Below are 25,816 nucleotides of genomic sequence, written 5' to 3'. Positions count from 1 at the left end.
AGCTCACGGGGTGGTCGGCGTTGTTCAGGTGGCCGAAGCGGATCACGCGCTCCTGCTGCGCCTGTGCCAAGGCAGGAACGACCAGTGCGAGGGCCAGGCCGGCGGTGGCCAGCGAGCGGTAAAGCGTTCTCAAGATTGGATCTCCAGCTTCGATGTGAGGGGTGCATGTCGGGGCAAACCACTGGCGCCTCGACCTCTGGCGGCGCGATCTTAATCGGCAAGTGGAAAATCTTTCTACTAGTGAAAACACTTGGCAAAATGCTAAAGTTGCCCGCATGACCGCCATACTCGAACGCAGCTTCAAGGTGCTCGAACACCTTGCCGGCCACCCCGAAGGCCGAGCGTTGTCGGCGCTCTCCGCCGCGCTGGAAATGCCCTTGAGCGCGACCCATCGCCTGCTGAGCGAACTGGTCCGCTGCGGCTATGTGCGGCAGGACCAGAGCCATGGCGACTACATGCTCACGATCAAGCTGGTGTCGCTGGGCCTGAGCTTCCTGAGCAACAGCGGCATCGTGGACATCGCCCAGCCCCTGCTCGACAGGCTCGCGGCCAGTTCGGGCGAGCTGGTGCGGCTTGCCGTGGTCGATGGCGACGAACTGACCTTCGTGGCCAAGGCGCAAGGCGCCACGCGCGGCCTGCGCTACGACCCGGACATGGGCCTGTCGGTCAACCTCTCTTCGAGCTCGGCCGGCCACGCGTGGCTCTCGACGATGACGGACGAACAGGCGCTCCAGCTGGTCGCCCGGCAAGGCTTCGGACAACCCGAGGACTTCGGTCCGAAGGCGCCGACCACCGTCAAGGCATTGCTGACCTTCCTGCGCGCGGCGCGCAAGCGCGGCTTTTCGATGATCAACGAGGTGTTCGCGCCCGCGATGACGGCCATGGCCGCGCCTGTGCGCAGCGGCAACGGCGCGGTGATCGGCGTCATCACGATCGCGGGGCCGCTGGTGCGCCTGACCGAGGAACGCATGCTGGAACTGGGGCCCGTGCTCCTGGAATCGGCGGAAGCGCTGGCACGTGCGAGCGGCGCGTCTGCGCACTTCAAGAAGCGGGCCTGAAGCGCCACACGCCCGCATCGGTGGCGGCCCCTCTCGGTCCAGGCCTACGAACTCCGTCGGCGCACGCCGACCGTCGACACGCGCGAAAGATTTTTTAACCTCCTGCCATGCGAAGCCGGACATGGGTCCGGTCGGCATACGAACAGGAGAAGCGCATGGACACTCACGTGCGACACCGCCGCATCCGGCTCGGCGATGTCGAAACCTTCTACCGCGAGGCGGGCCCGCCCGACGCACCCGTCGTCCTGCTGCCGCACGGGTACCCGTGCTCGTCGTACGAATTTCGCAACCTCCTGCCCCGCCTGGCCGACCGCTGGCGGCTGGTCGCGCCGGACTATCCCGGCGCCGGCTACAGCGCGACACCGGAGGACTTCGACTACAGCTTCGATGGCTACGCGGAATTTCTCGATCGCTTCGTGAAGACGCTCGGCATCGAACGCTTTGCGCTCTATCTGCACGACTTCGGATCGCCGATCGGCGCGCGCCTTGCCATCAAGAGGCCCGATCGCGTGGAGGCCCTCATCATCCAGAACGGCGACATCCCCTACGAAGATGCGCTGGGGCCGAAGTACGCCGAGATCGAGAGCACCTGGGCATTGCCGGCGGCGCAGATGCGCGCGAAGCTGGCCGAGGCGATCACCGAAGAAGTGTTCAAGGAGGAGTTCCTCAACGCAGTGCGACCCGAGCTTGCCGAGCGCATTCCTCCGGACCTGTGGAAGCTGCACTGGTCGCTGGTCACGCCGAAGCGCAAGGAGATCGCGATCAGCCTGATCGCGGGACTGAAGGAAAACCGCGCCTGGTTCCCGCAGCATCGCCGGTACCTCGCCGAGCACCGGCCGCCGACGCTGATCATGTGGGGACCGCAGGATCACTACATGCCGGAAAAATCGGGGCGCGCCTACCTTCGCGATCTACCGGACGCCGAGTTCCACCTGCTGGATGGCGGGCACTGGCTGCTCGAGACGCACCTCGATGAAGTGGTTGCGCTGATGCGCGACTTTCTGGAGCGGGTTCATTCGCCGCCCGGGTGACGGGCAAGGCTCGCCGATCAGGCTCCGATTTCCGTCGCGCTCTGCCCAAGTTTGCGCAGCGTCGGCAAGTCGAGAACGACCACGCCGTTGTACTCGGAGCGGATCAGCGCCATGTCCTCGAGCATCCTCATCTCCTTGTTGATGGACCTGCGGGTCACCTGCAACATGGCGGCCAGGTCATCCTGCGAGAGCCGCAGGCGCAAGCGGCGCGTGCCGTCTTCCACGCCGTAGATCCGCGCGAGTCCGCCAATGGCGGCCGCAAGGCGCTGGCGCGTGTTGCCCGTGAGCTGGTCCAGCACCGTGGTGACGATCTGGCGATGCTGTTTCGACAGCGCGCGGGCCATGTTTTTCCACAGCAACACCTCGGAGCTCAGCGTGCGAAAGACGACGGGCGCCGGCAGGTGAATCACGATCACATCGCCATGTGCCCGATAGCTGTGCAGCGGGTCGTCGTCCGGACTCAGTCCCCGCGAGATTCCGACCACGAATCCGGGTCCGAGAATCGCGAGGGGTGCGTGCGAGCCGTCCGGGTGGATGCGTTCCACCATGATGTGACCCGCCACCACGATCAGCACTTCCGGCCCGCCGCTCGCTTCGCTGTGGACCAGCTCGGCGCGCACGTACCGGCGCAGCCTGGACGCAGGCTGCAACCGTTCGAGGAGCTCGCGCGGCCATGAAGAAAAAACTTCCGACAAAGCAAAGCCTTGCCGGATCAGCGCCGAATCTCCGGGCTTGCCGTCGGGTGGAGTCGGCAAGTCCCTCTTCTTTTCGATCAAGGCCTTTGCCCGCCGAACGAACCCCTACGACTCTCCAGCAACCTCGACCTCCACGCGCCGATTGGGCTGCAGGCAAGCCACCAGTGCCGCCTTTGCGGCGCTGCCGGGGCAAGCGACCACCGGGCGGCGGCTGCCCTCACCGCGTACCTGCATCACGCCCTCGGGAATGCCCGACTGAACGAACAGCGTCCGCACGGTCTGGGCTCGCGAAACCGACAACGCGTCGTTCTCTGCGGCGGTGCCGAGCCGGTCGGCATGCCCGGTGATGCGCACGCTGCTCAGCCGCTTGAAATCGCGTTGCATCTGTGCGGCCAACGCGGCGATGCGGCGCTGCCCTTCGGGAAGCAGATCCTCCGGTGCATGCTTGCCGAATCGAAACAGGCCGTCGGCGCCGATGGACGACGTCTTCACCGCTCGGGGCGAAGAAGACGAAGACTCCGGCCGCGGAGCCAGCGCCATCATCGGAGGAATCGCCATTGCGGGCGCGTTCAGAAACTCGGCGCAGCTTGCCGGCTTCCAATGGAACGTGCGCGCCAGGATCTCCTTGTCGAAAAGCACCTTGTACTGGCAGGTGGTCACGCCGGTGCCGGAAACAGCGCGAAACTGAAAGAGGTAGTCCCACTCGCGCACTGCCCCGATGCCTTCCGCAAAGTGCGGCGCGCCCAGCAGGTCGTACAACTGGCCCTTCGTCACGCCGGCCCCCACTTGCCGCAGGTTGTCGACGTTGGGAAAGATGCCGCCCTTCGCCGAAGCGCTGGACGCCTCCGGAAAAACGACTTCGCCAGCGGTGCCGTCCCCCATGACATCCCTGCTCACGGTCGATGTTCCGCAGCCCCCGAGAAGCGCCGCCGCGCTGAATGCCGCAGCCGCCATGGCGGCCCGGGCTCCGAGCGCCGGGGCGCGATTCTTCCTGTTCATGCTCATCTTTGCTCGATGCGTTTTTCCGTTGCGTTGTGCGTGCATGCCGATCAATCCCAGACGCCGCTGATGCCGGCGCGCAAGCCGACGGTGCCGGCCGATGTCGCGGTCACCCCGCCGCTCACGCTCCAGCGGCCGCTTTCGGCCGTCTTGCGCAGCGAGGCGCCCACGGCCGTCTGCCCCTGGTAGTGGCCCAAGCCGGCTGCGTAAGAGACCTTGCCCGGCACATAGGGCGCGCTCTCCATTGCCATTGCGGCTGCCGTGCCTGCGTACGACTTCTTCTCGATGTCCCTCAGCGCGGTGCCCAGCTGGTTGAAGCGTGCGTCGGTGTAGTTCATCGACGCGGCGGCGGCGCCGTTGAGCTGGTTCACGTTGACAGCGTCGTTCCCCTGAACCCCCGGTGCCACGTTGGAAATGCGCGTGCCGTCGGGTGCCAGGCCGTTGCCCATCGTGATCTGCCCGTAGTTGGTGGTGCCGTCGGGGTTGGTGTCGTACTGCACGCTGCCGGCCTTGACCAAACTGGCCGCAGCCTTCAGTTGCGACACGTTCGCTGCATCGCTGTCGGCCGTACCTGCAGCCACGCCGGTGATCTGGCGGAACTGGCCGTTGCTGGCATCGCCCACCGACACGGCCCCCTGCGTGCCCTTCGTCGCCCGCACGGCCGAAGCCTGCTGCGCACTGGCACCTTCCGGCACATAGCCGGCCACGCCCGCGGCGGTCGAGGCGACCGAGCCTGCGCCGAGTGCGACGCCGCCCGTCTGCTGCACCACCGCCTTGAAGCCGATGGCCGTGCCGCTGGCCGACGTGGCCTGGGCGCCCGAGCCCAAGGCCACCGAAGAAGCGCCGCTGGCCACCGCCTGCGGGCCTACGGCCACGGCGTCGGCGCCGCTGGCCGTCGCATCGGGAAGTGCCGAGTTGACGCGGAAGTACTTCATGCCGCCGCCGTTGATCGCGTTGTTGACGGTGGTGAGGTTGTCGTTCACAGAACCCAGCGCGCCGCCCACGTTGCCGTAGGTGTTGCCCTGGACGGTGTAGCTCGGCGCCTTGCCTTCGTTCAGGTTCGCACCGCCGCCCAGGTAGTTCGACACGGCCGTGTTCGTGGCATTGAGCTGCGCACCGTTGACCGCATCGGTCGACTTGTCGTTCACCGCGCCTTGCGCCACGTTGGTGACCTTGGTGCCGCCGGTCTTGCCGCCGTCGGTGGAGGTCTGGCCGCCCATCGTCACCGCGCCCTTGTCGGCACCGTCGTACTGGACCGAGTTGTTCGCCGTGCCAGCCACTTCCTGCAACTGGCCGAAGTTGACGGCATCGCCGTTGCCGGTGCCGTTGGCCACGTTAGTCACGCGCTGCGCCGCGCCGGGGTTGGCTGCCGTTCCGTCCTTGCCAACCAGCACCAGTTCGTCGGCTGTATCGGTGCGCTGAAGCGGGCCGACCTTGCCGTCGTTGATGTTCGTGCTCAGGTTCTTCAGGTCGTTGCCGAGGTTGGTGACGTTCTGGTTGGTCGCATGCAGCTGGCCGCCGTTGACCGCGTCCTTCGAACCCTCGGCCAGGTTGCCGTCGGCCACGTTGCCCAGCTTCACCGGGACCGTCGACAGCGGCTTGCCGTCTGCGCCCATGCCACCCAGCGTGATGCTGGACTTTCCTGGCGTGCCGTCGGCTCCCTTGTCGTACTGCACCGAGTTGTCCGCCTTGGTGCCGGCCGCCGCAACCGCCTGGCTGACCGCATGCAGCTGGCTGCCGTTGACCGCATCGGTCGATGTGCTGGACAGCTCGCCGTTCTTCACGTTGGTCAGCTGCTGAGCAGCGCCTGGCGCATCACCCGTCGCACCTGGTGCCACGAGGGCAAGCTGCCCGTCCTTGCCGGTTCGCTGGACCGGACCGACTGCGCCGTTGGAGACTGCGGTGCCGAGGTTGTCGAGCGCCCCCTGCACCGTCGTCGCGCTACCGCCACCGACCGTGGTGAATGTCGGCGGCGTGTAGACACCGCCGATGTAGGTGCCACCGAGCACGTTGGCGATGCCGGTGCCCAGCGTGTTCAGCTGCGCGACATCGCGCGCATTGCGTACTCCGGAGTGGCCATGGCAACGGCAATGAGCTCGCTGCCGCAGGCGATGACACCAGGCAAGACGCTGATGTCACTGGGAGTCGGCCATTACGCGGGCTACGGCGCGCTCGCGGTCGGTTTCTCGCAGCGCTCCGAAAGCGGCAGCTGGGTCTACAAGGTCAATGGCTCGTTCAGCGGGCAGAAATTCAACCTGGGGGTCGGCGTGGGCTACGAGTGGTAGGAGGTCGAATGCGGCGCTGCAGGGGGTTGCAGCGTCGCCATCACGCAAGGCGCAAAGTGGCCCAAACCAAATCCGGTGTGAAGACGCCCCGTGCCATCGACACCGGCAACTTTCTTGATGTTGCCGTGCCTGCTTCTGGAACTTGCCCCATCGTCGGCGACGAATGGCCGGCTTACGGTGGGAAAGATGGGAGGTTTGAAATGCAAAAAGCCCTAAGTAATTGATTTACTTAGGGCTTTTTTAACTTTGGCGGTCATCTGTCGAAGACCGCAAAGTGATGAATGGTGGCTGGGGCGGAATCGAAAAATCGTTCGCAACCTGCGCCAGTACTTGCTTTCAGTCTCTGTTCCGGTTCTATGGGTACAACTTCGGGTACACCCAGACCATCTAAGACCTGTGCAATGCAAATTTGCAGGTAGTGCACTTGATTGGTCTGGAGAGATTATTGCGCGATTCGGCGGCGAGGACGCTAGCCTAGTTCGCATTTTTTCGATAGCGATGTCGGCTTTGCAGCGGGAGCCGTCTTCGGCGTCCCCGCAGCACGTCTGCAGGCAGCCAGATAGCTGACAGCCAGGATCGAGGAATCGGCTGCCGGCAAGAGATCTGCAATTCAGTCTGTTCGAAGATTTTCAATGCTTTTTCTACTTCGGTCCCAAGGTACCGAACCGTGCTTTCCGGTTTCGTATGTCCAAGAAGTAAATGCACCGCACGAGGGTTCTTAGTTTTGCGTTAGACCAGACGGGGCCACCTTGTTGTCGTACGCTCGACCTAAATCACTTTAGACGAATCTGTATGACACCCGATCTAGAAGCGCGTTGTGAAGAACTACTGACCCGCGGTCGTGCGCTGTCGGGAAGGATCGGACACGGGGAGTACGGCCCCGAATATTGGTTTGACTCGCGAGACATTCCGCAGGCGCATGCTTGGATCGGCTCAGTCGCGAACTTTTTCTCGTTGTGCGCAATGCCGGGAACGTACTTTCTTGAGGAAGTGGGCCGCATCGTGGAACAACCAGAATTGAAAGGGGGCGCACCATTTAGCGTCGTCCAAAAGCTTGTTGGCCTTCTCGAAGCAATCTCAGAAGAAATGAAGCAAGGGCTTCTTCGCAAGGCTGAATACATCTTTGTCGCGTCAACCTTCGATGATTTTCTTGACCATGCTACAGAGTTTCACAAAGCAGGTAAGAAGACCGAATCGGCGGTTCTTTGCAGCGCCGTCTTCGAAGACGCGGTTCGCAAAATTGCGGAGAAAGTCGGCGTAGTCCAAGCCGGAGTAGCGCTTGATGCAATCATCGATGCGCTCGCGAAACAGGGAGCGACAACACCGGTGAAAGCCAAGCGATGGAAAAGCTACGCCGGCATTCGCAACAAGGCGCTGCATGCGCAATGGGATGACTTCGACATTCGCGACGTTGGTGAAATGCTAACTGGCACTCGGGAAATCATCGAGTCCCTGTAGAAGGTTCTTTCGTCTACGGTGGTTCGCATCTTCTGAAATTTTTCCATTACCCCCGATTCTCGGGATAGTCTGTGCCAGCACGACGCGGCTTTGCGAGCAAGCAGGCCGTCGAGCAACGCCAGGCCAAACTGGTAGCCATTGTTCGCGACGAAAGGCTTTGTCAATCTGGACGCTGACGATGGCGGCCAGCATCGCGAAGCCCAGCGCGGCAGTAGCTGGCGGCACGAGCAGCTCCAGCCAAATTGTTTCTCTGCGCCGTGCGCGAGCGGCTGACGCGATGTCACGACTCACGCGACGGGCCCAGCGGTCGTTGAAAGTACTTGGCAATGTGCGTTCAACGCTTGTAGCCGCCACTCGCTCGCGACAGGCTAACGACAGCAACCAGTCTGAAGCAGTCAGTGTTGGATTGAAGCCCTGCACACTTCCGTGGCTACTGATCGGAAACCCAACGCCGCAGAGGGCCCCACAGAAGATTTAGGCTCTGGCACAGTACCGGGCATGACCAAACCTGAGCATGCTCCCAAGGCCGAAAATGAAGCTGGACAGCCATCCCCAAAACGGATGATGGAAGCGCTGCGCAAAAGCGGCTACCTGTTTGAGCACGAAGTGGCGATCGCCGTTGAGCGGATGGGCTTCTACGTGGAGCGCAGCCATGCCTACGTTGATCCAGACGAGGGCAAGAGCCGGGAAGTTGACATCCGCGCCTTCAAGATGGTGCTGAACAACAAGACGTTCAAGTTTCAAGTCTGCGTTCACATGTTCATTGAATGCAAGGACAGCGACAGCCCGTTCGTGTTCCTGCAGACGGACAAAAGCGAGATCGATAAGGAGGCCGTGGAGGGAATGGAGTACCTGTTTCCGTGGCAGACGAATAAGTCCGCGAACGCAATGATGATGCGGCACTACGGCTTGCAGCATGAGCACTACTACTACAAGGAACCCAAGAAGAGCGTGCAGTTCGCGAAGATCGTTCGAAAGGGCAGCGACTGGTTCGCGCTGCATGAAAACGTCTACGACGCGCTGATCCTGCCCCAAGTCAAAGCCGTGAAGGAGTTCATGAAGGGCTTTGGCATGGTGCACTCAAGACCGTACGAGCATGAAAGCATCCAGCTGTACTTCAACGCCATTGTGGTTCGTGACCACCTGTTCATGTTGGACTTGGACAGGGATGACGCAGAGCCTCAACCCGCTGGCCGGGCAAGCTTCCAGCGCCAGATCGAGATGAGAAGCGTCAAAGGCAAATACCTTGTTGATTTCGTCACCCAGAGCTATCTGGAAACTTACGTGCAGAACGAGGTGTTGGGCTTTGCGAACGAGATCGTGCGCCAGTTTGGTGAAGACCCCATGCGTTTTCGGTCACATGGGGCAAATGAAAAGAGACCAAACACCGATGGACCGGATCCGGGCGAGAACTGGCGACCCGGAAGGATTAGCCTAGGTTGAGGCCCGCGCAGTTTGAACGCGGCGTCGCCGCTGCCCGTACCATGTTGTCGGTATGGAAAACTTTTGAATTTGCCGCTGCAAGCTGCCTGGGCGAATCTTGACGAATGGACATCGAACGCCTTCTCCTCCGCTCCGACGAACTCGACGCGACGATCATGCGAATGCTCGACCTCGATCAGTACCCCGTATACGGCGATGGCGCCGAGCGGCTGGGCTTGAGCGTGACGGCCGCTTCGCTTTCAATCGATCACGCTCGGGCCCTTCGATCTTTGGTCGAAGGCGGGTTCGTGTCGTCGGCGGTGCCCTTGATGCGCCTCCAGTTCGAATCGACCACGCGTTCGGCTTGGCTCCTGTTCGCGGCTTCCGAAAGCCAAGTGACCCTTGCTGCGGCCCCGCTCACCGTTGAGGCAGACGAAGCGGCCCGAAAGCTCCCGGCAGCCCGAGAGATGATCAAGCAGCTGCGCGGCGCGTCGATCGCAGTGCCAGCAGCAGCCGCGCCCGCTGCAATGCTTGGCAGGTTCGAAGACATGCAGAGACACGCGCTGAATTCTTTTGTGCATGTTGGAGTGCATGCTCTGCGGCGGCATCAAGATGGATTCCCGTTGAAGCTGGTTTGTCAGCTGATTGAATGCTCCAACGGGCTGGTAACAATCGCAGCGATGTTGTTGGCCATTCTTACGGGCGATCCTGTACTTGCCGCGCGCATGAACCGGGTACATGTTGGTTTTGAAGATTGCCTGACGCCACTTTTGCCGTCCTACTGAGCCTTTGACTTCGCCGCGTCGTTTCGAAATTATCCGGTCATCAGCGTCAGCGGCGTGCCGTTTTTCGCCAGCGCTTCGAAGTTCACGCTTCGCGACTCGAGTTCTTCAAAACGGCTGCTTTGCAGCGCTTGCGGTCAATGACAGAACATACATTCGTCGTCCGCTTTCGCTCCAACCAGTCATTGAAGCACGGATCTCTTCAAGAAATCGAAGGGTGTTGAGTCCTTGTGTAAGCCATCTAACCTTTCAGAAATCCCAGCATTCATGCGGGCTCGCGGCTTCTCCTTGCACACGAAATTTCGTGCACATGCGCCACAAGAGGCGCCTCGCGAGCACATGATTCCTGAAGGCTGCGACTCCTTCGCAAGCCCAGCGTTCATGCGGGCTTCGCGCGCCCTTCTTGCACAAGACCCGCCAGCCGCAGCGATGTGCGTGGCACAGCGTATATACAGAGGCGGGATCAACCCAATTACGATGACGTCGTCATGTGAACCCAGCGCTGACATCGCAGATCGTCTCACCGGGCCGTTCATTCGACTTCGACATCAGCCATGACCTCAAAGGAAGAGCGGGAGCGCTTGGTATTCGAACATTTCGCGCGAACCGCCGGTCTGCTACCTGGCGGCAGCTTTGCGAGTCGACCGCCGCCGGAACCAGACATCCTCTACGTCGGTGAAGATGGGGCGTTTGCTTCGTTCGAACTGGTCGAGATAGTCGATCGTGACTACAGCGCATCGGTCGGACAGTCGCTCAGTACCAAGGGCGCGTGCTACGAGTTCCTCGATGGCATGACACCGGTGAACGCCGCCGCCTTTCGAGAAGCCTTTAGCAACGCGGACATCGCTCTCGACTTCACATCTGGTATGAGTGGACAGCGGCGCAAGAATGCGCTGCCATCCATCTTCCAGTACCTGATGAGGCTGCCTCCTGGATTCGAAGGTGACGCATTCAGCGACAGCAACCCTCTGGGAACTGTTATTAGTTATCTTCATGTGAGTAGAGGAGCCTTCGTTGGTCCCCTCTTCGACGCCTCGTCTGCCGTCTGGGTTGGCGATCCGAGCGTCGACGCGCTGGCGAGCAAGATGTCCAAGACCTACAAGCCGCAAGGCCAAATCAGCCTGTTGGCCTACATCGACGGCAACCCGATGTTTCCTGATGAGATTTGGCTTGCCGATCTCGATGAGTACTTGGCAACGCTCGATGACCGATGTCAGTTCGAGAGGATGTTCGTCTATGACTGTGGCCGCGACTGCATCATGCGCACGTGGACACGCCCGCCGGCTCAACAAGCTGCTCCTTGACACGCCCCATTCAGCACGACCAATACAATTCCTGGTGATCGAGCATCAGATTGGCCTTCCCGTCAAGTCGCAGCCGGCGCTGATTTCGGCAAGCTCGCCGCGACGTCGCGGAACGCTAGTAGCGCTGCCTCGAGATGCTCAATGATTTCCTGTTGCAGCACGTCCGGTGCCGGAAGATCGTCGAGGTTGTCCAGGCTCTCGTCTTTAAGCCAAAAGATGTCTAGGCTGGCCTTGTCACGCGCAATAAGGTCTTCGTAGCGGTAGTACTTGAAGCGCTCGGACTCTTTCCGCTCGTGACGGTTGTCTGGGTGATAGCTCGCGATGAAGTCCTGCAGGTCATCGTGCTTTAGCGTGCGCGTTTTTAGCGTGAAGTGCTTGTTGGTACGTAGGTCGTAAAACCAGACGCCTTTAGTGTGCACACGGCCATCCTTGGGCGCGTTGTCGAAGAACACCACGTTCGCTTTCACGCCCTGCGCATAGAAGATGCCGGTGGGCAGGCGCAGAATGGTGTGCACGTCGCAGGTATCTAGCAGCTTGCGTCGGATCTTTTCGCCAGCGCCCCCTTCGAACAGTACGTTGTCGGGCAGCACCACGGCGGCCTTGCCGTTCACCTTCAGCATGCTCACGATGTGCTGCAGGAAGTTGAGCTGCTTGTTCGAGGTGGTCTCCCAGAAGTCCTGACGCTCGTAGGTCAGCGCGTCGCGGTCTTCTTCGCCTTCCTCGTTCGTGATGGTCATGCTGCTCTTTTTGCCGAAGGGCGGGTTGGCCAGCACGTAGTCCACCTTGGCCTTGGGCTCGGCGATCAGCGCATCTGAGCGGTCAACCGCAGGCTCACCCTCCAGCTCGCCGATGTTGTGCAAGAAGAGATTCATCAGGCACAGGCGGCGCGTGTTGGGCACGATCTCGTTGCCTTGGAAGGTTGCATCGCGCAGGAACTCCTTCTGCCGCTTGTCCAGCTTGGCGCCAGGCCGGGTCAGCCAGTTGTAGGCACCGAGGAAGAAGCCGCCCGTGCCGCAGGCCGGGTCGGCAATGGTCTTACCGGGCGCAGGGCGCAGGCACTCCACCATCGCCTGAATGATGGGACGCGGCGTGAAATACTGGCCGGCGCCGCTCTTGGTGTCTTCCGCGTTCTTCTGCAGCAGGCCCTCGTAGAGATCGCCCTTGGTGTCGGCATCCATGCCCACCCAGCTCTGCTCGTCGATCATCTGTACCAGGCGCGAGAGCTTGGCCGGATCCTGGATCTTGTTTTGGGCCTTGAAGAAGATCGCGCCGAGCATACCTGTGCCTTGTCCCAACTTGTGCAGCGTGGCCAGGTAGTGCGCCTCCAGCGGCTCGCCGGTCTTGCTTCGCAGGCTGGCCCAGTCGTGGCGCTTTGGGATGCGCGTGTTGCGGTTGTAGGGCTCCCGCGCGTATTCGTGCGCCATCTTCAGGAACAGCAGGTAGGTCAGCTGCTCCAGGTAGTCGCCATAGCCCACGCCGTCGTCGCGCAGCGTGTGGCAGAAGTTCCAGACTTTCTGAATGAGGGTAGATGTATTCATAGAAGTGCCTCCACCCACGCCTTGTCGCGATGGGTGCCGATGGCAGATCGGAAGAAGCTTGAGTATTCGTGGTCCGTAGACAGGTGTTCTTGCAGATGCGCGACGACTGCGGGCTGATGGCCAGCAAGGCGAATCAGATCATCCAACAGCCGCCAAGAGTTCTTTTTTGTCTCCGGCGTATTCCAGTTAAGCCCCAAACGGTCGATCGTGTATCGCGCGCGTTGGTTGTCCCAAGTGCCTTCCGACGCAAGAGGCTTGACCTCGCCGTCAATGCCGTGCGCCAGCAACTCGCAATCGGCTTGAACGCACGGGTCAAGGAGCATCGGCTCCTCGGCAGCGAGCACTGCAGCGGGCAGCGCGCACCGGTGCGCTTCATCGCGGACAGGAAATTCGTTCGCCTTTCCATGCAAAACGCCGGAGCTGTCCTTCTCGGGCCGATTGCATCGCTGGCATGAGAGGCGAAAGTTCCACCATTCATAGGCCAGCCAGTAGTAGCCATCGTGCCCGAGGAGCACCGCACCATCGACCGTGACGCCCAGCTTCGGCCGGAAGTGATCAACGTCGAACGGGGCACGATCACTCTTTGCCTCGCAGTACCAGCACCTGTATTGGCTCGCCTGGGCGAGCCACATTTTCAGTCGCCCCCAGCTGCTGTGCTTCTTGAAGTACGTCGACCGAAGATCGTGGGTAGGACATGCGCTAAGGCCTGCGGACCTGGCAGCATAGATGGTGAGCCAACGCTTCGGCAGATGCGGAGGCAACGGTATCTGAACGAACCTCAACTTCGCCCCTCCTGCAAACTGCGAAGCAGGCTGCTCACCAAGGCATCGAGCGCTTTCTGCTTGTTCTCTGGGGTGACGATGGCGCCGTCGATCTCACCGTCTGAGGCCAGATCAAATCTAGCGCGCAGATACTCTTGCTCTAGGCGATCTCGTGAGGCGAAGTTGAAGTCCAAGCCTTCAAGTCGCTGCCGAACGGAAAGCAACTTCGCACGCTCAGCCTCACTGAGTGGTTGCTTCTGAGTAGATAGTTCATGCAGGGTTAATAGATCGTCATTCGTGGCCTTGTCGAGGCTGGTGCCCAAGCCAAACATGTCGCTCGTCACGATGCCGGCGAACCCCATACCTTTCGGATCAACGGCCGGGTTCTCAGCTCGCACTGTGCGGCTGCCTGCCCTACGGTACAAGATTTGCACTTGTTCCTTGACGAGTTCAGCAATGGCCAAGGGGTTATGAGTCGTCAGAACGATATGGCTGTTGTCCTGACCCTCACTAGTTTGCCCAACAAATGACTTCAGGTAGTTCAAGTACTTCACGCACCATCGTGGATTCAAGTGCGTGTCGGGCTCGTCCAGCAAGATCAGGCTTTCGTCCGCGGCAGTAAAACGCAGTAGCCCAAGCACGGTGAGCAATTGCTGTTCGCCCTCGCTGAGCTCACGGAAGATCACGCTGCCATCGTTCTTCTTCAAACGCACACGTATGCGAATCTCTTCGATCAGCTCGGAGACGTAGGTACTTTCCAAGTCGCGGAAGAATTCATTGGCAGGCTGGCTCCCTACGAACTCCCTCAGCGACTCCACGTCCTTCACATATAAGTACTTGTACTCAAGCTCCGACGTGTTCTTGTTCCAAATTGACTTCTTCAATTTTCTCTTGATCGTGATCGGAGCCAGGGACGCTTCCATCAGGCGATCCAGGAATCGTTGAACCAAACCTCTCGCGTACCAGAACCGGGGATCACCTTCTTTTGAATCCCAGGGAGGCTCGCGGAGGACGAAAAGGACTGACTCGACCCCACTATCTGGGTCGATGCCCAGCTCTTGCTCCAGGAAGTCCTTGACCTTCTGGTCGGTTTGAATCAGGAACGCCAGAAGTACGAACTGGCTGTGAACTGGCAACGCGTAGAAGAGCCGCTTTGGCGCTGGATCGACCTGCGACGTTAGGAGAGCCTGATAGTAGTCCTTCAAATAGGGCTCGAAGACATCGTGCATGCGGGGGCTCTCGCCCGAGTAGTAGCTGAACACATAGCGTGGCAGGTACTCTGTATCCGCATTCAAGAAGGCCGTAAGTTTGATCGGCTCGCCTTGCAGCGATTTGTCTTCTGTGCCATCGCCAAAGTCCGGCAGGCCGTGCGTCAGCTCGGCTTGATCGACCTGTTTTGCATCAGCGATGTGGATGAGAAGAACTTCCTTCTCACGATCGGGGTCGGCGTCAATGTGTATGTGACGCAAGTTCTCGCCCCTCCCCATGTAATACGAGAGCTTGAAAGCGAATCGAGGGATTTCCTTGCGCCTCTCCGCCGACATTCCCTTGTAGGTGATCAAGTCGCGAAAGATGATGGCTAGCGCTTCCAGCACATTGGACTTACCGGTGCCGTTCCAACCGATGACAACGGTGACCCAGTGTTCCTGATCGAAGTCGATGGTGACGTTCTTCAGGTTCTTGAACTGATGTGTGGGACTGTCCTTGGCACTGCCGATGGTGAGCTTGTTTAGCCGCATGCTCAGCCCGCCAGCAGTTTGAGTTTGTCGTGCAGCTTGCGACCCTGCGCATCGGTCACCACCTCCACCGCCAGGCGATCTGCCTTGTCCAGCTCGCGCAGCTCGGCATACAGCGCTTCGATGCGCTCAGTCAGCGCGCCGTCGGCCACACCGCAGCGGCGGAAAGCTTCTTGCGCCGGCACCCAGTCGCCCGCCTCTTCGAGCACGTTGATCAGTTTTTTTACCACGGCGGCGATCTCCTTTTCTTGTTTGATCCGGCGAACCTTGGGCTGCTTGGCGCGCTCCGCTCGCTCCGCGCGGATGCGCTCCAGCAGCACGCTAGCCGGCTCGTCATTCGGATCCTGAGGAACTAGCTCGCCTGCGAAGGCGGCACGGAGGATGTTCTCGCGTTGCGCGGTGGATTGCTTGAGCGATTGCTCAACTGATTGCTCTTGAACATCTAGCGCCGAAAGATTGTCGATGAGTACCCGCATCGATGCTTCTTGTTCTGCACGGGGAGCAATCGGAACGGGAATTTTGGAAATCTTGCTAACGCTGAGCGTGTACAGACCACTTGTGGTCGCAGCTAGTTTTGATAACTTTTCAATGCCGCCCAATGAGTTGAGCCATGTTTCTACAAATTGGCTGACGACACCCACGGGTCTCACGCGAATCAAATGATTTTGGTGAACCGCGTTCTCGATTGAGCCGTCCCATAGCGCACAACGCCCAATCTCAGTGAGGCTCCCATTACCTTCGACGATGAGCACATCGCCGGCGACTAATGCAAGACGTTCAAGCTCGCCTTGAAAAAGCTCAATCTCATGTACATCTTGTAGTTTTAGCTTCCCACGTGCGACGTTAGCTACTCGAAGAAATGGATACTTGTTCTTCATTGGCGCACGCGACGGCTGCTTCTGGATTCCTCCTTGAATCTCTGAGATCTGCTCTACGCTCGCCCACACCCACCCATCCGGCAGTTTCGGCAAATCGGCTGTATCTGGCGGCACCGGCGCGGGGTATTTCTTCTGCCAGTCTTTTGGGGGGACCTTGCCTTGTTCGTTGAACCTGGCGATCTGCTTGGCTTCCCAGCGGGCGCGGCGTTCGGTGAGAATGCGTTGTAGCAGTTGTGCGCCGGTCTCGGTAGAGGTGCCGAGCCGACGCTGCACGTCGCGCCAAGGGGCGGTTAGCGCGCCTTCCACGGCGGCTCTGAGCAAGGACTGGCGGTATTGTTGCAGCTTCTTCTGCGCGGCCTTCAGCTCCGCCACGCCGGCATCGAGGTCGGACAGCAGTTCTTCGAGTTTGGCGACGATGCGGGTTTGTTCCCCTAGTGGCGCAACAACTAGATTAATACTGGATAAGACTTTCTGACTGATGACACCTTGCGCAGATCCCCTACTCGCGGCGCGCAGCTCAAGTACGCGCGGTAGAAGTTGGTAGTACAGAAACAACTGCATCCCTGTTGTCGCCGGTCGAATGGCTGCGACGCTACGACCGATCGCGCAATCGGCTCCGAGATTGAGCTTGCCGGCGGTCGCACCAACGACGCAAATGAAAACGTCTGTTGATCGACCGAACTTCAACGGTGACGTAGTCCACTCGCGAATCACGGGCGAACGTTCACGAAACTCCCCCGCTTTCACGAAAGGTGTGCCGACGCCTTCGAAGTTCGAAGATGACCCTGGGGGGGCCTGACCCATTTCAAACGATGCCAGTTCGCCTAATGACGCGGCACTCCAACCTCTCGGTAGTCTGCTCACGCCACCAACTCCTCATTCATCTCATTCATCATCGTGTCTAATTCCTTGCCGAACAGGCCCCAAGCCTTCTGCAAGCCTCCCTTGTCGGCCAGTTCGGCGTAATCAAAATCCTTACGTGCAATTGAGCACGAGCTCGCAATGTGGTCCTTCATCAACCGCAACCACTCCGTCTGCTCCGGCGTGAACGAGGTACCGCGCTGCGCGTTGTGACGAAAGATCCAGGCCTGGAAGCGGCGATCCACCTCGTCGGCAAAAGGCTTGAGTTCCGCGCCCTCCCCATCGAGCCTCAACGCGAAGCGCAGGAGGCTAACCAAGTCGGTGAGCTGACGGCGGATCGTCGCGCCTTTCACCTGGCTTGCGTGCACGCGGGCATAGGCGTTCCACAGGCGCTCCGTGGTGAGCATCAGCGGCGGGCGGCTCAAGCGTTCGTGCAGTTCTTCGATCATGTCGAATGTGAGCGCGCGGCGTTGATACGGCTGCTGGTAGAAGAAGGCCAAAGCCGCGATCTCGTCTTTGTGCCGGCGGATGTAGTCGGCAAAGATCTGGGTCACGGCCTCGGCCTGGGCTTCGGCCTGCTCTGAAAAACCGGAGAAGGTGACCTGATCGAGGTTGATGTGGTCGATAAGTTGCTCGCGCTCGCGGCGCGCGCTTTCGATCTCGTCGCGCAAATCGGGCATGTCGAAGGGCGCGCAGGCGGCGGCGACCCGGCTGGCGCGGGCGGCCTCGAGCTCTTGCGGCGGCAGCGTGTCTTCGCTGCGAGTGATGCCCCGGGTTTTGGCGGTGGCAAGGGCGGCCTGGACGATGCTGTCCGGGTTCAGCGCGGTGATCAAGGCCTTGCCTAGCTCGCCCACGGAGATGCCGCCACTGACCCTTTCGATACGGGCCTTGGCCTTGTCGTCGAGCTGCTTGTTTAGGCGCACCAGACGATTGGCCAGTGCGAGCACGGTGTCGTCGTCGCGGCTGCCCATGGCCACGCCTTGCAGCAGGTCTTTAAGCGGCATGCCGGGCCTTTTTTCCAGCGAGCGGCTTTCCGTCTTGCAGGACTTTTCAACGCCGACGGCGTCAATCAGCACGAAGCGACTCTTGGCGCCTTCAGCACTGTTGCTCACGCGCTTGAGGCTGTCGGCATCTAAGCTGCGCACGCCACGGCCCTTCATCTGCTCGTAGTAGCCTTTGCTGCGCACGTCGCGCATGAAGAGCAGCACTTCGAGCGGCTTCACGTCGGTGCCTGTCGCGATCATGTCGACCGTGACGGCCATGCGCGGGTTGTAGTCGTTGCGGAAGCTGCTGAGGATGCTGTCGGCGTCTTCCTCGGCGCGGTAGGTGATCTTCTTGCAGAAGGCGTTGCCCTGGCCATAGACCTCGCGAACGATGTTGATGATGTCGTCGGCGTGGCTGTCGGTCTTGGCGAAGATCAGGGTCTTGGGCGTTTCCTCGCGGGCGGGGAATATCTGAGTTTCCACAGCCGCCTTCATGGCTTGGATGACCTGGCGGATCTGGCTCACGTTGACGACCGAGCGGTCGAGCTCTTTGCCGGTGTAGAGGTTGTCTTCCTCTGTTTCGCTCCAGCGCTTCTTGCGCGTCTGCCGGTCGCGGTGGTCCACCCACTCCTTGGCCTTAAGCTCGGCGCCTTTCTGCGTGATTTCGGTTTCGATCTCAAAGACGTCGTAGCCGACATTGACGCCGTCAGCCACCGAGTCTTCATAGCTGTATTCGGCGACGATGTTCTCATTGAAGAAGCCGAAGGTGCGCTTGTCGGGCGTGGCGGTGAGGCCGATGAGGAAGGCGTCGAAGTAGTCGAGCACCTGCTTCCACAGGTTGTAAATACTGCGATGACACTCGTCGATGATGATGAAGTCGAACTCTTCGATCGGGATGGCTGGGTTGTAGCGAACGGGCTTCTCTTGCTTGCTCGTCTGTTGAAGCTCGTTGAGTGAAACGTCTTCCGCAGACTCGTCGAGGGGCACTCCGGAAAGGATGGAGTACATGCGCTGGATGGTGCTGATGCACACCTGCGAATGCGGGTCTATGTTGCTCGATGCCAGCCGCTGCACGTTGTACAGCTCGGTGAACTTGCGACCATCGTCCGGCGGCGTGTAGGCCATGAACTCTTGGTGAGCCTGCTTGCCGAGGTTACGTGTGTCGACCAGAAACAGGACGCGCTTGGCTCCGCCGAACTTAAGCAGGCGGTAGACGGCGGTGATGGCGGTGAAGGTCTTGCCAGCACCGGTGGCCATGTGGATCAGGGCGCGCGGCTTGTTCTGTGCCAGCGATTTCTCCAGGCCCGTGACGGCCCCGACCTGGCAGTCGCGCAGGTTGCGCTCGGGCAGCGCCGGCATGCTGCTCACAAGGCGGCGGCGAAGGGTGTCCGGCTGCTCGAGCCGCTGGGCAAGTTGCTCGGGCTTGAAGAAGTGGAAGAGCTCGCGCGAGCGCGGTGCGGGATCGGCGTTGTCGGTGAAACGGATGATCTCGCCCGTGGCTTCGAACAGGAAGCGCAGCTGGGTGCTGTCCTTGCGCCACTTGAGGTTCGCGGTGGCGTAGCGCTCAGTTTGAGTCTCGGTCACGGTGAGGTTTTCGCCGGCGCTGTCTTTCTTGGCTTCGATTACGCCGCAGGCCGCGCGATTGACGAAGAGCACGTAATCAACGGGGCCGGTGCCGGTGGGGTACTCGCGCACGGCCACGCCCAATCTCGCACCGAGGTTGAGTTGCTTCATGTCTTGGATGACCCAGCCCGCCCTCTCTAGCTTTTGGTCAATTTGCTGGCGTGCTTTGGCTTCTGGTGTCATTGGATACGCCTTCCCTGTGGGCCGCTCAGCTCGGCCAGTGAGCCGCGAAGTCAAACGTCAGTTCGCGGTGATGCCGGATCGACAGTAAGTAGACCATTTCGTTGAGTTCCATGGCCGCGTACAACAAGAGGTAGTCGCCATGCAGATACTCGCGCAGCGCATTAGTAGCGCCAGCCGGGAGTGTGCCGAGTTGGGAAAGGGCTTCGGCTGATTGCGGTGGGTGGTCAAGGTAGCGCCGACCGATGCGCGGAAAACGCGCCAGATTCGGGATCACCGTGGCGCGCAGCTCTGCCAGCAAGTCATCGAACGCGAAGGCAGCGTCTGCCTCGGTCAAGAACGCCTCAATGGCGTCCAGGCGCTCCAGGAAATTCGCCGTCAGCTCGGCCCGGTCGAGCTGCTCAGCCACGCTTCTTCGTCGCTTCCGTAGCAGTGCGGCGGCCCGGCCCCTTTGCAGTTGCACCGGCCCTCCGTTGCTGCAGCTGGGTGATAGCGGCGTCGGCCTCGTGGGTGCGACCTGCCGTGATGTCGGCCAGGCCGCGCTTCGCGTCATCAATCAGCAGCAGATGAATGCGCTCGCGCTCTAGGCGGTGATAGTAATCCAGCCGGTCAGCGTCAATCAGGGCGACATAGCTCTCGCCATTCTTCGTGATGATCTTCTCCGCGCCAGCCTTGGCTTGTTCGGCCAGTTCGGAGAGATTGGCTCGCGCCTGAGTGAATGGCACGACGTCGCTCGCTGAAAAGCTCATGGCCCCGCTCCTTGGAGATGACAGAATTCTGTGCATTTTACCCGAGCAAGGTGGCGTCGCCACTCCGAGTTAACCCGTCACGCGCGCCCGGTAACGCGTTCGATGGCTGCATGGCGTAACAAGGCATAGCGCGCCTTGAAACCCGCTGTTATTTGTCCAAAGGGGCGGAGATTCCGAACGTCTGCATGTGCCTATGCAGCCCTAGATCTGCGCAGTTTGGAAGGTCCGGCACCAGTCTATGGCGGACACCCATCTCGATAGTCCAAAGAACCGCTTGACCCAACAGCAGCCGCATTTGGCCATTGAGTAATGGGCCTCGGCTGAGATCAACCAAGCCGTGAGATGCTCGAATACCCCTCCGGATCATCGATCCAGCGCTGAAGCGCCCCACGCGGCCATCCACAGGCGCGGCCGCCCAAATGCACAGGAGGAGGAAACTTGCCTCCAGCAATCCTGCGATACAAGGTGGCGCGGCTCAGTGCGGTGATGCGTATCACGTCGGCCATGCGAAAAAACGCGGGGCCTGTCGCACTCGACAGATCAACATGGCGGTGATTGGCATGGGGTTCAAATTGCATGACAACTCCTCGAAGTTGGGTCGAGCCTTCAAATCGCGGCTTGCGTACCGGCGGTGAATTTATGAATTCAAGACCCCGGACAAAATCAGAACTGGCGCTGAAACCCGAGCAGCGCTGCCGTCCGGACCGTCCCGGCAATCACAGCCAACCCGGCGCCCTCTAGACTCGTCTTCCGCATGGATTTGCGCGGAGCGTGCGACGACTCAGAGCTTCTGACAACTGGCAGTTTTGACAGGAGTCCAACAGCCTGGCCCGGGCCCGTCGACGACCACGCTCAGACGACAACACCGTCACAGTATCAACGCGGCAACCCTGCAGAAGATCGCCGAACGACATACGTCGCTGTTGTGAGCCACATCACTGCCCGGCCAATTGCAGCGATACGCGGACGAGAAGCAGGCATCCACGCTCACCATCCTGCGCGCAAATGCTTCGAGAACGTCCAGGGTCGCTCGACGCAAGGCGATATCGACTAGGAAGGTGCTCAACAAGCCCGGGCAACGCATTATTCGCATGCGTTCCACATGATCCTCGTTCGACATGCAGTGAAGTTGACCGCCCCGCACGCGGCGGCCCACACACCACTGGATCGCGACCCGCTATGGCTCGACGACTCCACCCATCATCGGACACGTGGTCCAGACGAGTCGGCATCCGCGCGATCCCGCGTTCGACTTCTCTCTGTCTCCCTCCATCGATCCGCCAATCGCTGCGCATCAGTCTGCACAGCCGGCATGCGCGCGACGAAGCGTTCCACCCGGTCGGCCAACTCAGCCTGGCCCTGACTTCGAAGCGCATCCGTAACTGCGTGCCAGCCCGCCACCACCTCCCGCCGCGTACGCTGCATGGTCTCTTTGCCGGCATCCAGGGTGCCTCGCTGTGTCTGTAAGGCCTTGAGCAGGCTTTCTAGTTTGGCGCGCATGAAGGTCGAGGTCTTCGGCGGTCGATGCCTGGCCCGGTCGCTGGGCGGCAGTTGCCCGAATGCCCGAAGCGCGCGGAGCCGATGATGGATCGCATCCCTGTACGGCTTGCGGGTCTGCCCTCTCACTTGGCGCGGTGTGGCATTGGCCGCCACCCCCTGCTCACGCATCAGTGCGGCGAACTGCTCGCGCCACTGGCGCAGCGTGTCCTTGCGGATGTAGAGGCGCTTGCCGGGCTCAAACTCGTGCTCGCACTTGACCACCAGATGCACATGCGGGTGCGGCTGATCGGTGTGCAGCACCATGGCGTAGCGAAATTGCAGCGCGAAGTTCTCGCGTGCGAAGACGCGCGCCGCAGTCAGTACCTTTTCCGGTGGCGTGCCGGCGGGCATGGACAGGACGATGTTGTGGACCAACTTCGCACGCGTGTCTTTCTGCCCCGGAGCGGGTCGCGGCTTGTACTGGCTTCTGCAAAGCTCCAGCTGCCAATCGGCTGTGACCTCCTTGGCTGCACCTCGCTCCTGCTGCGTCAGCCCCTCGTCGGTTTCGATCGGCAGCTTGCCGTGCCGGCCGATGTAGCGCAGATGCGCTTCGACGCCACCGATGTCCCGCCCGCCGCCGGAGACCTTCACCATCACCTCGGGCGTACGGCCCACCGTGCGCTGGATCTGCGCGATCTGGTCGGCGCCGATGCGCAGCGCGCCACCCGGTCCTCGCCGGCCGTAGCTCACTATGTCCAGGGTCATATCGCGCGACCCTCCGGCCGAGCCGTGGCTGCTTCTGTCTACGCGCACCATCTGCTTAGGCATGGCGGTTCCCTTCGCCGGTCTCCCAACTGATGAGGTTGCGGCGCACGACAGCTGCCATAGCTTCGCGTGCCTTCTCGACTTCTCGCCGGACCGTCGCGATGGCTTCGCCCAGGTCCGGTGCCACCGGAACGGGCTGAGTGTTCGGCATGCCGAACGTTCGAAGCTGCCGTCCCAGCGCAGCCAGTTGGGCGTTGGTCACTTTGATCTGATTCAGTTCGTTCGGTGGCAGCACTGCGGTGTCACGCACATGGTTGTGGATCAGCAGGGCCAGGTAGCTGCATGTCTTCATTCCACGCGAACGGGCTCGTCCGGCCGCGAGCGCTCGATCGCCCTTGCGAAGCCGCAGCGTGATGCGATCCGCCTCGCCAATGCCGCTTTGCGATCCGTGTGGCAACCGCTGTCTACCCGAGTCCAGCGAGTTTTCGCCGTTGATCTTGAGTACCTCGTCGACCATCTTCGCGAGCAGGGTCGACGCACTGAGGTGATGCCGCGCCGCCAGCGCGGCGAAGCGTGCCCTCGTTTCGGGCGGCACCCGGGTGGCTATCACACGGCTTGATAGAGAGGTCTTGGTCATTGCAACGCCGTTGCAGTAAACAATGTCTGACGTCAGTCTATCCTGCCCTCATAGCCGCACAAGGACTTTGCCCTCGGAATTCCAACGTCGAACTCAACGCGCCCCTTCATCGCCCCCAAAACTACCACCGTCGATGGCATGTCGGGATCCTCCTTCGATGTTCGGCATACCGAACGGTCGGCCTCAGCGAGACGATTCGCCGCAGGGATCGATGAAGAGACGCCGCACCGCCTCCCAATGCGCTCGGCGCACCGCGTTCGGGCCGATGTGCCTCCCAAGTTCGGCATGCCGAACTTCGGGGACGCAAGGACGCCTACGACTCGGCGTTGCCCGGGCGCGCCACCGCGGCGAGCAGCCTACTCACGCAGCGTGAACACTACCGAGAGGTAAGAGACCGGCTGTGTGTGAATGGACTCGATCCCATGCAGTGCGGTCGCATCGAACAGCAGCGAGTCCCCTTCCCTTACCTCCACGGTCCTGCCGCCATAGCGGTAGCTGACCTCCCCGGACAGAAAGTACAGGAACTTCAACCCCGGATGCTGAAAGGTCACATAGGGATCGGCGCCGGGCAGCAGCGTGACCAGGTAGGGCTCGACGAACAGATTGCCCGACAGCAGGTGACCCAGCAGCTCGTAGCGGTAGTCCGCCACCGCGCCGATGCGATCGACCAAGACACCATGTCCTGCACGCACATGGCAAAAGTCAGTGCGCCGCGCCTGATCACTGAAGAAGCGCGAGGTCGGCACATGCAGCCCATGCGCGAGGCGCTCCAATGTCTCCACCGAAGGCGAGACCAAACCGCGCTCGATGCGAGAAAGCATCGAGGCAGAAATCCCCGAAATCTTGGCCAGCTCGCCGCCTGACACATCGGCCGCCATGCGCAGCGCCCTCACCTGTGCGCCGATGCGCGCCGCTGACAAGCTGCGCACGACAAGGGCAGGTTGCCGCGACCTGACACGTGTCACCGAGACCGGCAGCCGCAGAGGTCGAGCCGTTGGCAGAGGCGACGCGACGTGTCTGCGAGTCATACAGCCACGAAGCTGCGATTGAGCGCAAGAACCGGCCTGGAGGCGACGCAGTACATATGGAGGAAAGACTGGTATGTGGAAGATCGTCCGTGGTGCGATCGTACACAAGGCGAGAGCATTTTGTCCATGCCAATTGCCTCGCCCAAACACGCGCTCGACCCAGCGCTGTTGGCCCTGGGTACGGCCATCAAGGCATTGCGCAAAGCGCACGGACTCTCGCAAGAAGAACTCGCGCATCGCAGTCACATCGATCGCTCTTACATGAGCAGTATCGAAAGAGGGATGCAAAACCCTGGCGTGATGACCGTTGTTCAGATCGCCGCAGGCATTGGCGTTTCCGTAACCGAGTTAGCGGCCAAGGCGCGGCTCTAGACACCATGGTTGTCGGATTCCCTCGACCTCTGACCTAGGGGGGCGGATAAAAACTTGGACTTTTTCTATTTCGGGAGTCCGAGACTTCGTCGGTATTCAATGGGGCTGCGAGAGCCGAGGGAGATCAAACTTGCCTTTGGGTTCGAAGGCGCCGGGCGCCAAGGACACCTACCAGGACCACTGAACAAACCACTGCAAGCTGAACGGCCCGATGATGGTCTCCAGGCGCTCCGCGTTCGCCAGGAGCGCGGTGATGCTGGGCCTCTTGGGTGGCTACGTCCACTGTTGAGCCCTCTCCATCCTTTGTGACCACGGGCCTGTGATACAACACAAGATCACGCGCTAAGTGTCGCAGTGCGGTGCGACTCTCCTTGCCAGAAACCGACTTGGTCCACCAGGTCGTCGCCACATGCCAGAAGTTCGTTCCCACCACGCGGGCAAGCACGAGCAGCAAGAACATCGAACCGCAGAGCAGGACGAACTTCCACACGAAGGCCAGGCTAGCTTCATCGTTCAGAACATCAAACAGCGATGGCCCTTCGGGGATTGACCGGATCGTCAGAGCGGTAAATAGCGTAATCGCGCCAAGCGTCACGGCGATCAATCGTGGCTTCGAATCACGATCGTAGACCGACCTCCAGAAGTGATCCGGTTCGCTTTCATGCAGAGCGCGAAACTCTTGGCGCATCTTCAGCAGATCGCTGATCTCCTTGGCCACAGCGAAGAACTTGTCTGTTGGCCTGCCCAGCAGCTTCGACAGCAGGAACGCGCGGCACTCCTGTTCAGTCACCATCACAGCAGAGTGCTGCTCGGCGACTTCCGCGATCAAAGCGGCGCTCTTCCTTTTCAAGATCCGCGAGGTGATCGTGACCTGCCCGGTTTCTCCGAGACATTGATTTCTAGGAAGATGGCTCCCGCCTCGAAGAGGAGCCCATGAAGAAGAGTCGATTTTCAGAAGAGCAAATGGTCACGATCCTGCGCGAAGCAGATCGCACGACGGTGGCCGAGGCCGCCAAGAAGCACAAAGTCAGCGACGCCACCATCTATGCCTGGCGCAAGCATTTCGGCCAGATGGAAGCCGCCGACGTCAAGCGTTTGAAGGCCCTGGAGCTTGAGAACAGCCGATTGAATGCCCGGCGTCAACTACTTTGAGCGGCCAGCGTCAATTATCTTGAGCGGTGCGGTCGAGCAA

24 protein-coding genes and 2 pseudogenes are annotated in these 25,816 nt (G+C 60.7%); 10 read left to right on the top strand and 16 right to left on the bottom strand.

The window, feature by feature from the left end; translation table 11 throughout:
* Positions 1-275 precede the first annotated feature (275 nt).
* Both RT97_RS06410 and RT97_RS06405 read left to right on the top strand, forming a co-directional pair.
* The gene (locus tag RT97_RS06410; protein ID WP_042577955.1) at positions 276-1,058 is read left to right on the top strand and encodes an IclR family transcriptional regulator; all 783 of its coding nucleotides are present in this window, start codon (positions 276-278) and stop codon (positions 1,056-1,058) included.
* Between the two features lie 155 nt (positions 1,059-1,213).
* Complete coding sequence (locus RT97_RS06405) at positions 1,214-2,089, top strand: alpha/beta fold hydrolase (RefSeq protein ID WP_042577954.1); 876 nt, start codon at positions 1,214-1,216, stop codon at positions 2,087-2,089.
* Positions 2,090-2,106: 17 nt separating this feature from the next.
* On the opposite strand, the gene RT97_RS06400 is transcribed toward RT97_RS06405, so the two are convergent.
* The 3 genes from RT97_RS06400 to RT97_RS32050 are packed head-to-tail and all read right to left on the bottom strand — an operon-like array spanning position 2,107 to position 5,792.
* Entirely contained in the window at positions 2,107-2,844 is a 738-nt protein-coding gene (locus tag RT97_RS06400; RefSeq protein ID WP_155403754.1) for a Crp/Fnr family transcriptional regulator, read from the bottom strand.
* A gap of 45 nt (positions 2,845-2,889) precedes the next feature.
* Positions 2,890-3,828, bottom strand: coding sequence for an OmpA family protein (locus RT97_RS06395; RefSeq protein ID WP_253278166.1), 939 nt, complete (start codon positions 3,826-3,828; stop codon positions 2,890-2,892).
* Positions 3,829-3,833: 5 nt separating this feature from the next.
* Positions 3,834-5,792 carry a YadA family autotransporter adhesin gene (locus RT97_RS32050; RefSeq protein ID WP_052810588.1) on the bottom strand — a complete coding sequence of 653 codons (1,959 nt, stop codon included), beginning with the start codon at positions 5,790-5,792 and terminating at the stop codon, positions 3,834-3,836.
* A 69-nt stretch (positions 5,793-5,861) separates the two neighbouring features.
* On the opposite strand from RT97_RS32050, the gene RT97_RS33770 reads away from it, so the two are divergent.
* On the top strand, positions 5,862-6,068 hold the full coding sequence (locus RT97_RS33770) for a YadA-like family protein (RefSeq protein ID WP_253278165.1): 207 nt from the start codon (positions 5,862-5,864) through the stop codon (positions 6,066-6,068).
* Positions 6,069-6,124: 56 nt separating this feature from the next.
* Positions 6,125-6,292: a hypothetical protein gene (locus tag RT97_RS33065; RefSeq protein WP_155403752.1), complete on the top strand. Its 168-nt coding sequence runs from the start codon at positions 6,125-6,127 to the stop codon at positions 6,290-6,292.
* A 382-nt stretch (positions 6,293-6,674) separates the two neighbouring features.
* Here the strand turns inward: RT97_RS33065 and RT97_RS33765 are convergent.
* A pseudogene (locus tag RT97_RS33765) lies at positions 6,675-6,797 on the bottom strand (integrase); the annotation flags it as partial.
* A 63-nt stretch (positions 6,798-6,860) separates the two neighbouring features.
* On the opposite strand from RT97_RS33765, the gene RT97_RS33060 reads away from it, so the two are divergent.
* The 4 genes from RT97_RS33060 to RT97_RS06365 all read left to right on the top strand — a co-directional run bounded on the left by RT97_RS33060 (position 6,861) and on the right by RT97_RS06365 (position 11,034).
* Positions 6,861-7,526, top strand: coding sequence for a hypothetical protein (locus RT97_RS33060; RefSeq protein ID WP_155403751.1), 666 nt, complete (start codon positions 6,861-6,863; stop codon positions 7,524-7,526).
* 498 nt (positions 7,527-8,024) lie between these two features.
* Positions 8,025-8,969 carry a hypothetical protein gene (locus RT97_RS06375; RefSeq protein WP_155403750.1) on the top strand — a complete coding sequence of 315 codons (945 nt, stop codon included), beginning with the start codon at positions 8,025-8,027 and terminating at the stop codon, positions 8,967-8,969.
* Positions 8,970-9,073: 104 nt separating this feature from the next.
* Positions 9,074-9,733 (top strand): DUF6988 family protein, encoded by a 660-nt coding sequence (locus RT97_RS06370; RefSeq protein WP_042577948.1) that lies wholly within the window; start codon positions 9,074-9,076, stop codon positions 9,731-9,733.
* A 551-nt stretch (positions 9,734-10,284) separates the two neighbouring features.
* Entirely contained in the window at positions 10,285-11,034 is a 750-nt protein-coding gene (locus tag RT97_RS06365) for a hypothetical protein (RefSeq protein WP_155403749.1), read from the top strand.
* 62 nt (positions 11,035-11,096) lie between these two features.
* Here RT97_RS06365 and RT97_RS06360 read toward each other — a convergent pair whose 3' ends face one another.
* From RT97_RS06360 to RT97_RS06310, 11 genes are all read right to left on the bottom strand, one after another.
* Complete coding sequence (locus tag RT97_RS06360) at positions 11,097-12,572, bottom strand: HsdM family class I SAM-dependent methyltransferase (protein ID WP_042577946.1); 1,476 nt, start codon at positions 12,570-12,572, stop codon at positions 11,097-11,099.
* Positions 12,569-13,204 carry an HNH endonuclease gene (locus tag RT97_RS32045; RefSeq protein WP_052810587.1) on the bottom strand — a complete coding sequence of 212 codons (636 nt, stop codon included), beginning with the start codon at positions 13,202-13,204 and terminating at the stop codon, positions 12,569-12,571. The genes RT97_RS06360 and RT97_RS32045 overlap by 4 nt, the downstream gene beginning before the upstream one ends.
* Positions 13,205-13,350: 146 nt before the next feature.
* Positions 13,351-15,072: an AAA family ATPase gene (locus RT97_RS06350; protein ID WP_042577945.1), complete on the bottom strand. Its 1,722-nt coding sequence runs from the start codon at positions 15,070-15,072 to the stop codon at positions 13,351-13,353.
* 2 nt (positions 15,073-15,074) lie between these two features.
* Complete coding sequence (locus RT97_RS32405) at positions 15,075-16,811, bottom strand: restriction endonuclease subunit S (protein WP_080898206.1); 1,737 nt, start codon at positions 16,809-16,811, stop codon at positions 15,075-15,077.
* A complete protein-coding gene (locus RT97_RS06340) occupies positions 16,808-19,525 on the bottom strand; it encodes a type I restriction endonuclease subunit R (RefSeq protein WP_253278164.1) in 2,718 nt (905 codons plus the stop codon). The genes RT97_RS32405 and RT97_RS06340 overlap by 4 nt, the downstream gene beginning before the upstream one ends.
* A gap of 97 nt (positions 19,526-19,622) precedes the next feature.
* On the bottom strand, positions 19,623-20,003 hold the full coding sequence (locus RT97_RS06335; protein ID WP_042577943.1) for a type II toxin-antitoxin system RelE/ParE family toxin: 381 nt from the start codon (positions 20,001-20,003) through the stop codon (positions 19,623-19,625).
* Positions 19,996-20,343 carry a type II toxin-antitoxin system Phd/YefM family antitoxin gene (locus RT97_RS06330; protein WP_042577942.1) on the bottom strand — a complete coding sequence of 116 codons (348 nt, stop codon included), beginning with the start codon at positions 20,341-20,343 and terminating at the stop codon, positions 19,996-19,998. The genes RT97_RS06335 and RT97_RS06330 overlap by 8 nt, the downstream gene beginning before the upstream one ends.
* A gap of 326 nt (positions 20,344-20,669) precedes the next feature.
* Positions 20,670-20,921, bottom strand: a complete 252-nt coding sequence (locus RT97_RS32400; RefSeq protein WP_080898205.1) for a helix-turn-helix transcriptional regulator — start codon at positions 20,919-20,921, stop codon at positions 20,670-20,672.
* Between the two features lie 622 nt (positions 20,922-21,543).
* On the bottom strand, positions 21,544-22,650 hold the full coding sequence (locus RT97_RS06320) for a relaxase/mobilization nuclease domain-containing protein (protein ID WP_155403748.1): 1,107 nt from the start codon (positions 22,648-22,650) through the stop codon (positions 21,544-21,546).
* On the bottom strand, positions 22,643-23,224 hold the full coding sequence (locus RT97_RS33760; RefSeq protein ID WP_253278163.1) for a hypothetical protein: 582 nt from the start codon (positions 23,222-23,224) through the stop codon (positions 22,643-22,645). The genes RT97_RS06320 and RT97_RS33760 overlap by 8 nt, the downstream gene beginning before the upstream one ends.
* Before the next feature lie 356 nt (positions 23,225-23,580).
* Entirely contained in the window at positions 23,581-24,153 is a 573-nt protein-coding gene (locus RT97_RS06310) for a helix-turn-helix domain-containing protein (RefSeq protein ID WP_052810585.1), read from the bottom strand.
* Between the two features lie 117 nt (positions 24,154-24,270).
* On the opposite strand from RT97_RS06310, the gene RT97_RS06305 reads away from it, so the two are divergent.
* Positions 24,271-24,624, top strand: a complete 354-nt coding sequence (locus RT97_RS06305) for a helix-turn-helix domain-containing protein (protein ID WP_253278162.1) — start codon at positions 24,271-24,273, stop codon at positions 24,622-24,624.
* Between the two features lie 124 nt (positions 24,625-24,748).
* Here RT97_RS06305 and RT97_RS06300 read toward each other — a convergent pair whose 3' ends face one another.
* Positions 24,749-25,453, bottom strand: coding sequence for a hypothetical protein (locus RT97_RS06300; RefSeq protein WP_042577939.1), 705 nt, complete (start codon positions 25,451-25,453; stop codon positions 24,749-24,751).
* A gap of 104 nt (positions 25,454-25,557) precedes the next feature.
* Between RT97_RS06300 and RT97_RS06295 the strand changes: the two are divergent.
* Positions 25,558-25,752, top strand: a pseudogene (locus RT97_RS06295) (transposase); the annotation flags it as partial.
* Between the last annotated feature and the right edge of the window lie 64 nt (positions 25,753-25,816).

This window comes from Variovorax paradoxus (genome assembly GCF_000834655.1).
In the GTDB taxonomy this organism is placed as follows: domain Bacteria; phylum Pseudomonadota; class Gammaproteobacteria; order Burkholderiales; family Burkholderiaceae_C; genus Variovorax; species Variovorax paradoxus_F.
This window is presented reverse-complemented; position numbering and strand designations above follow the sequence as displayed.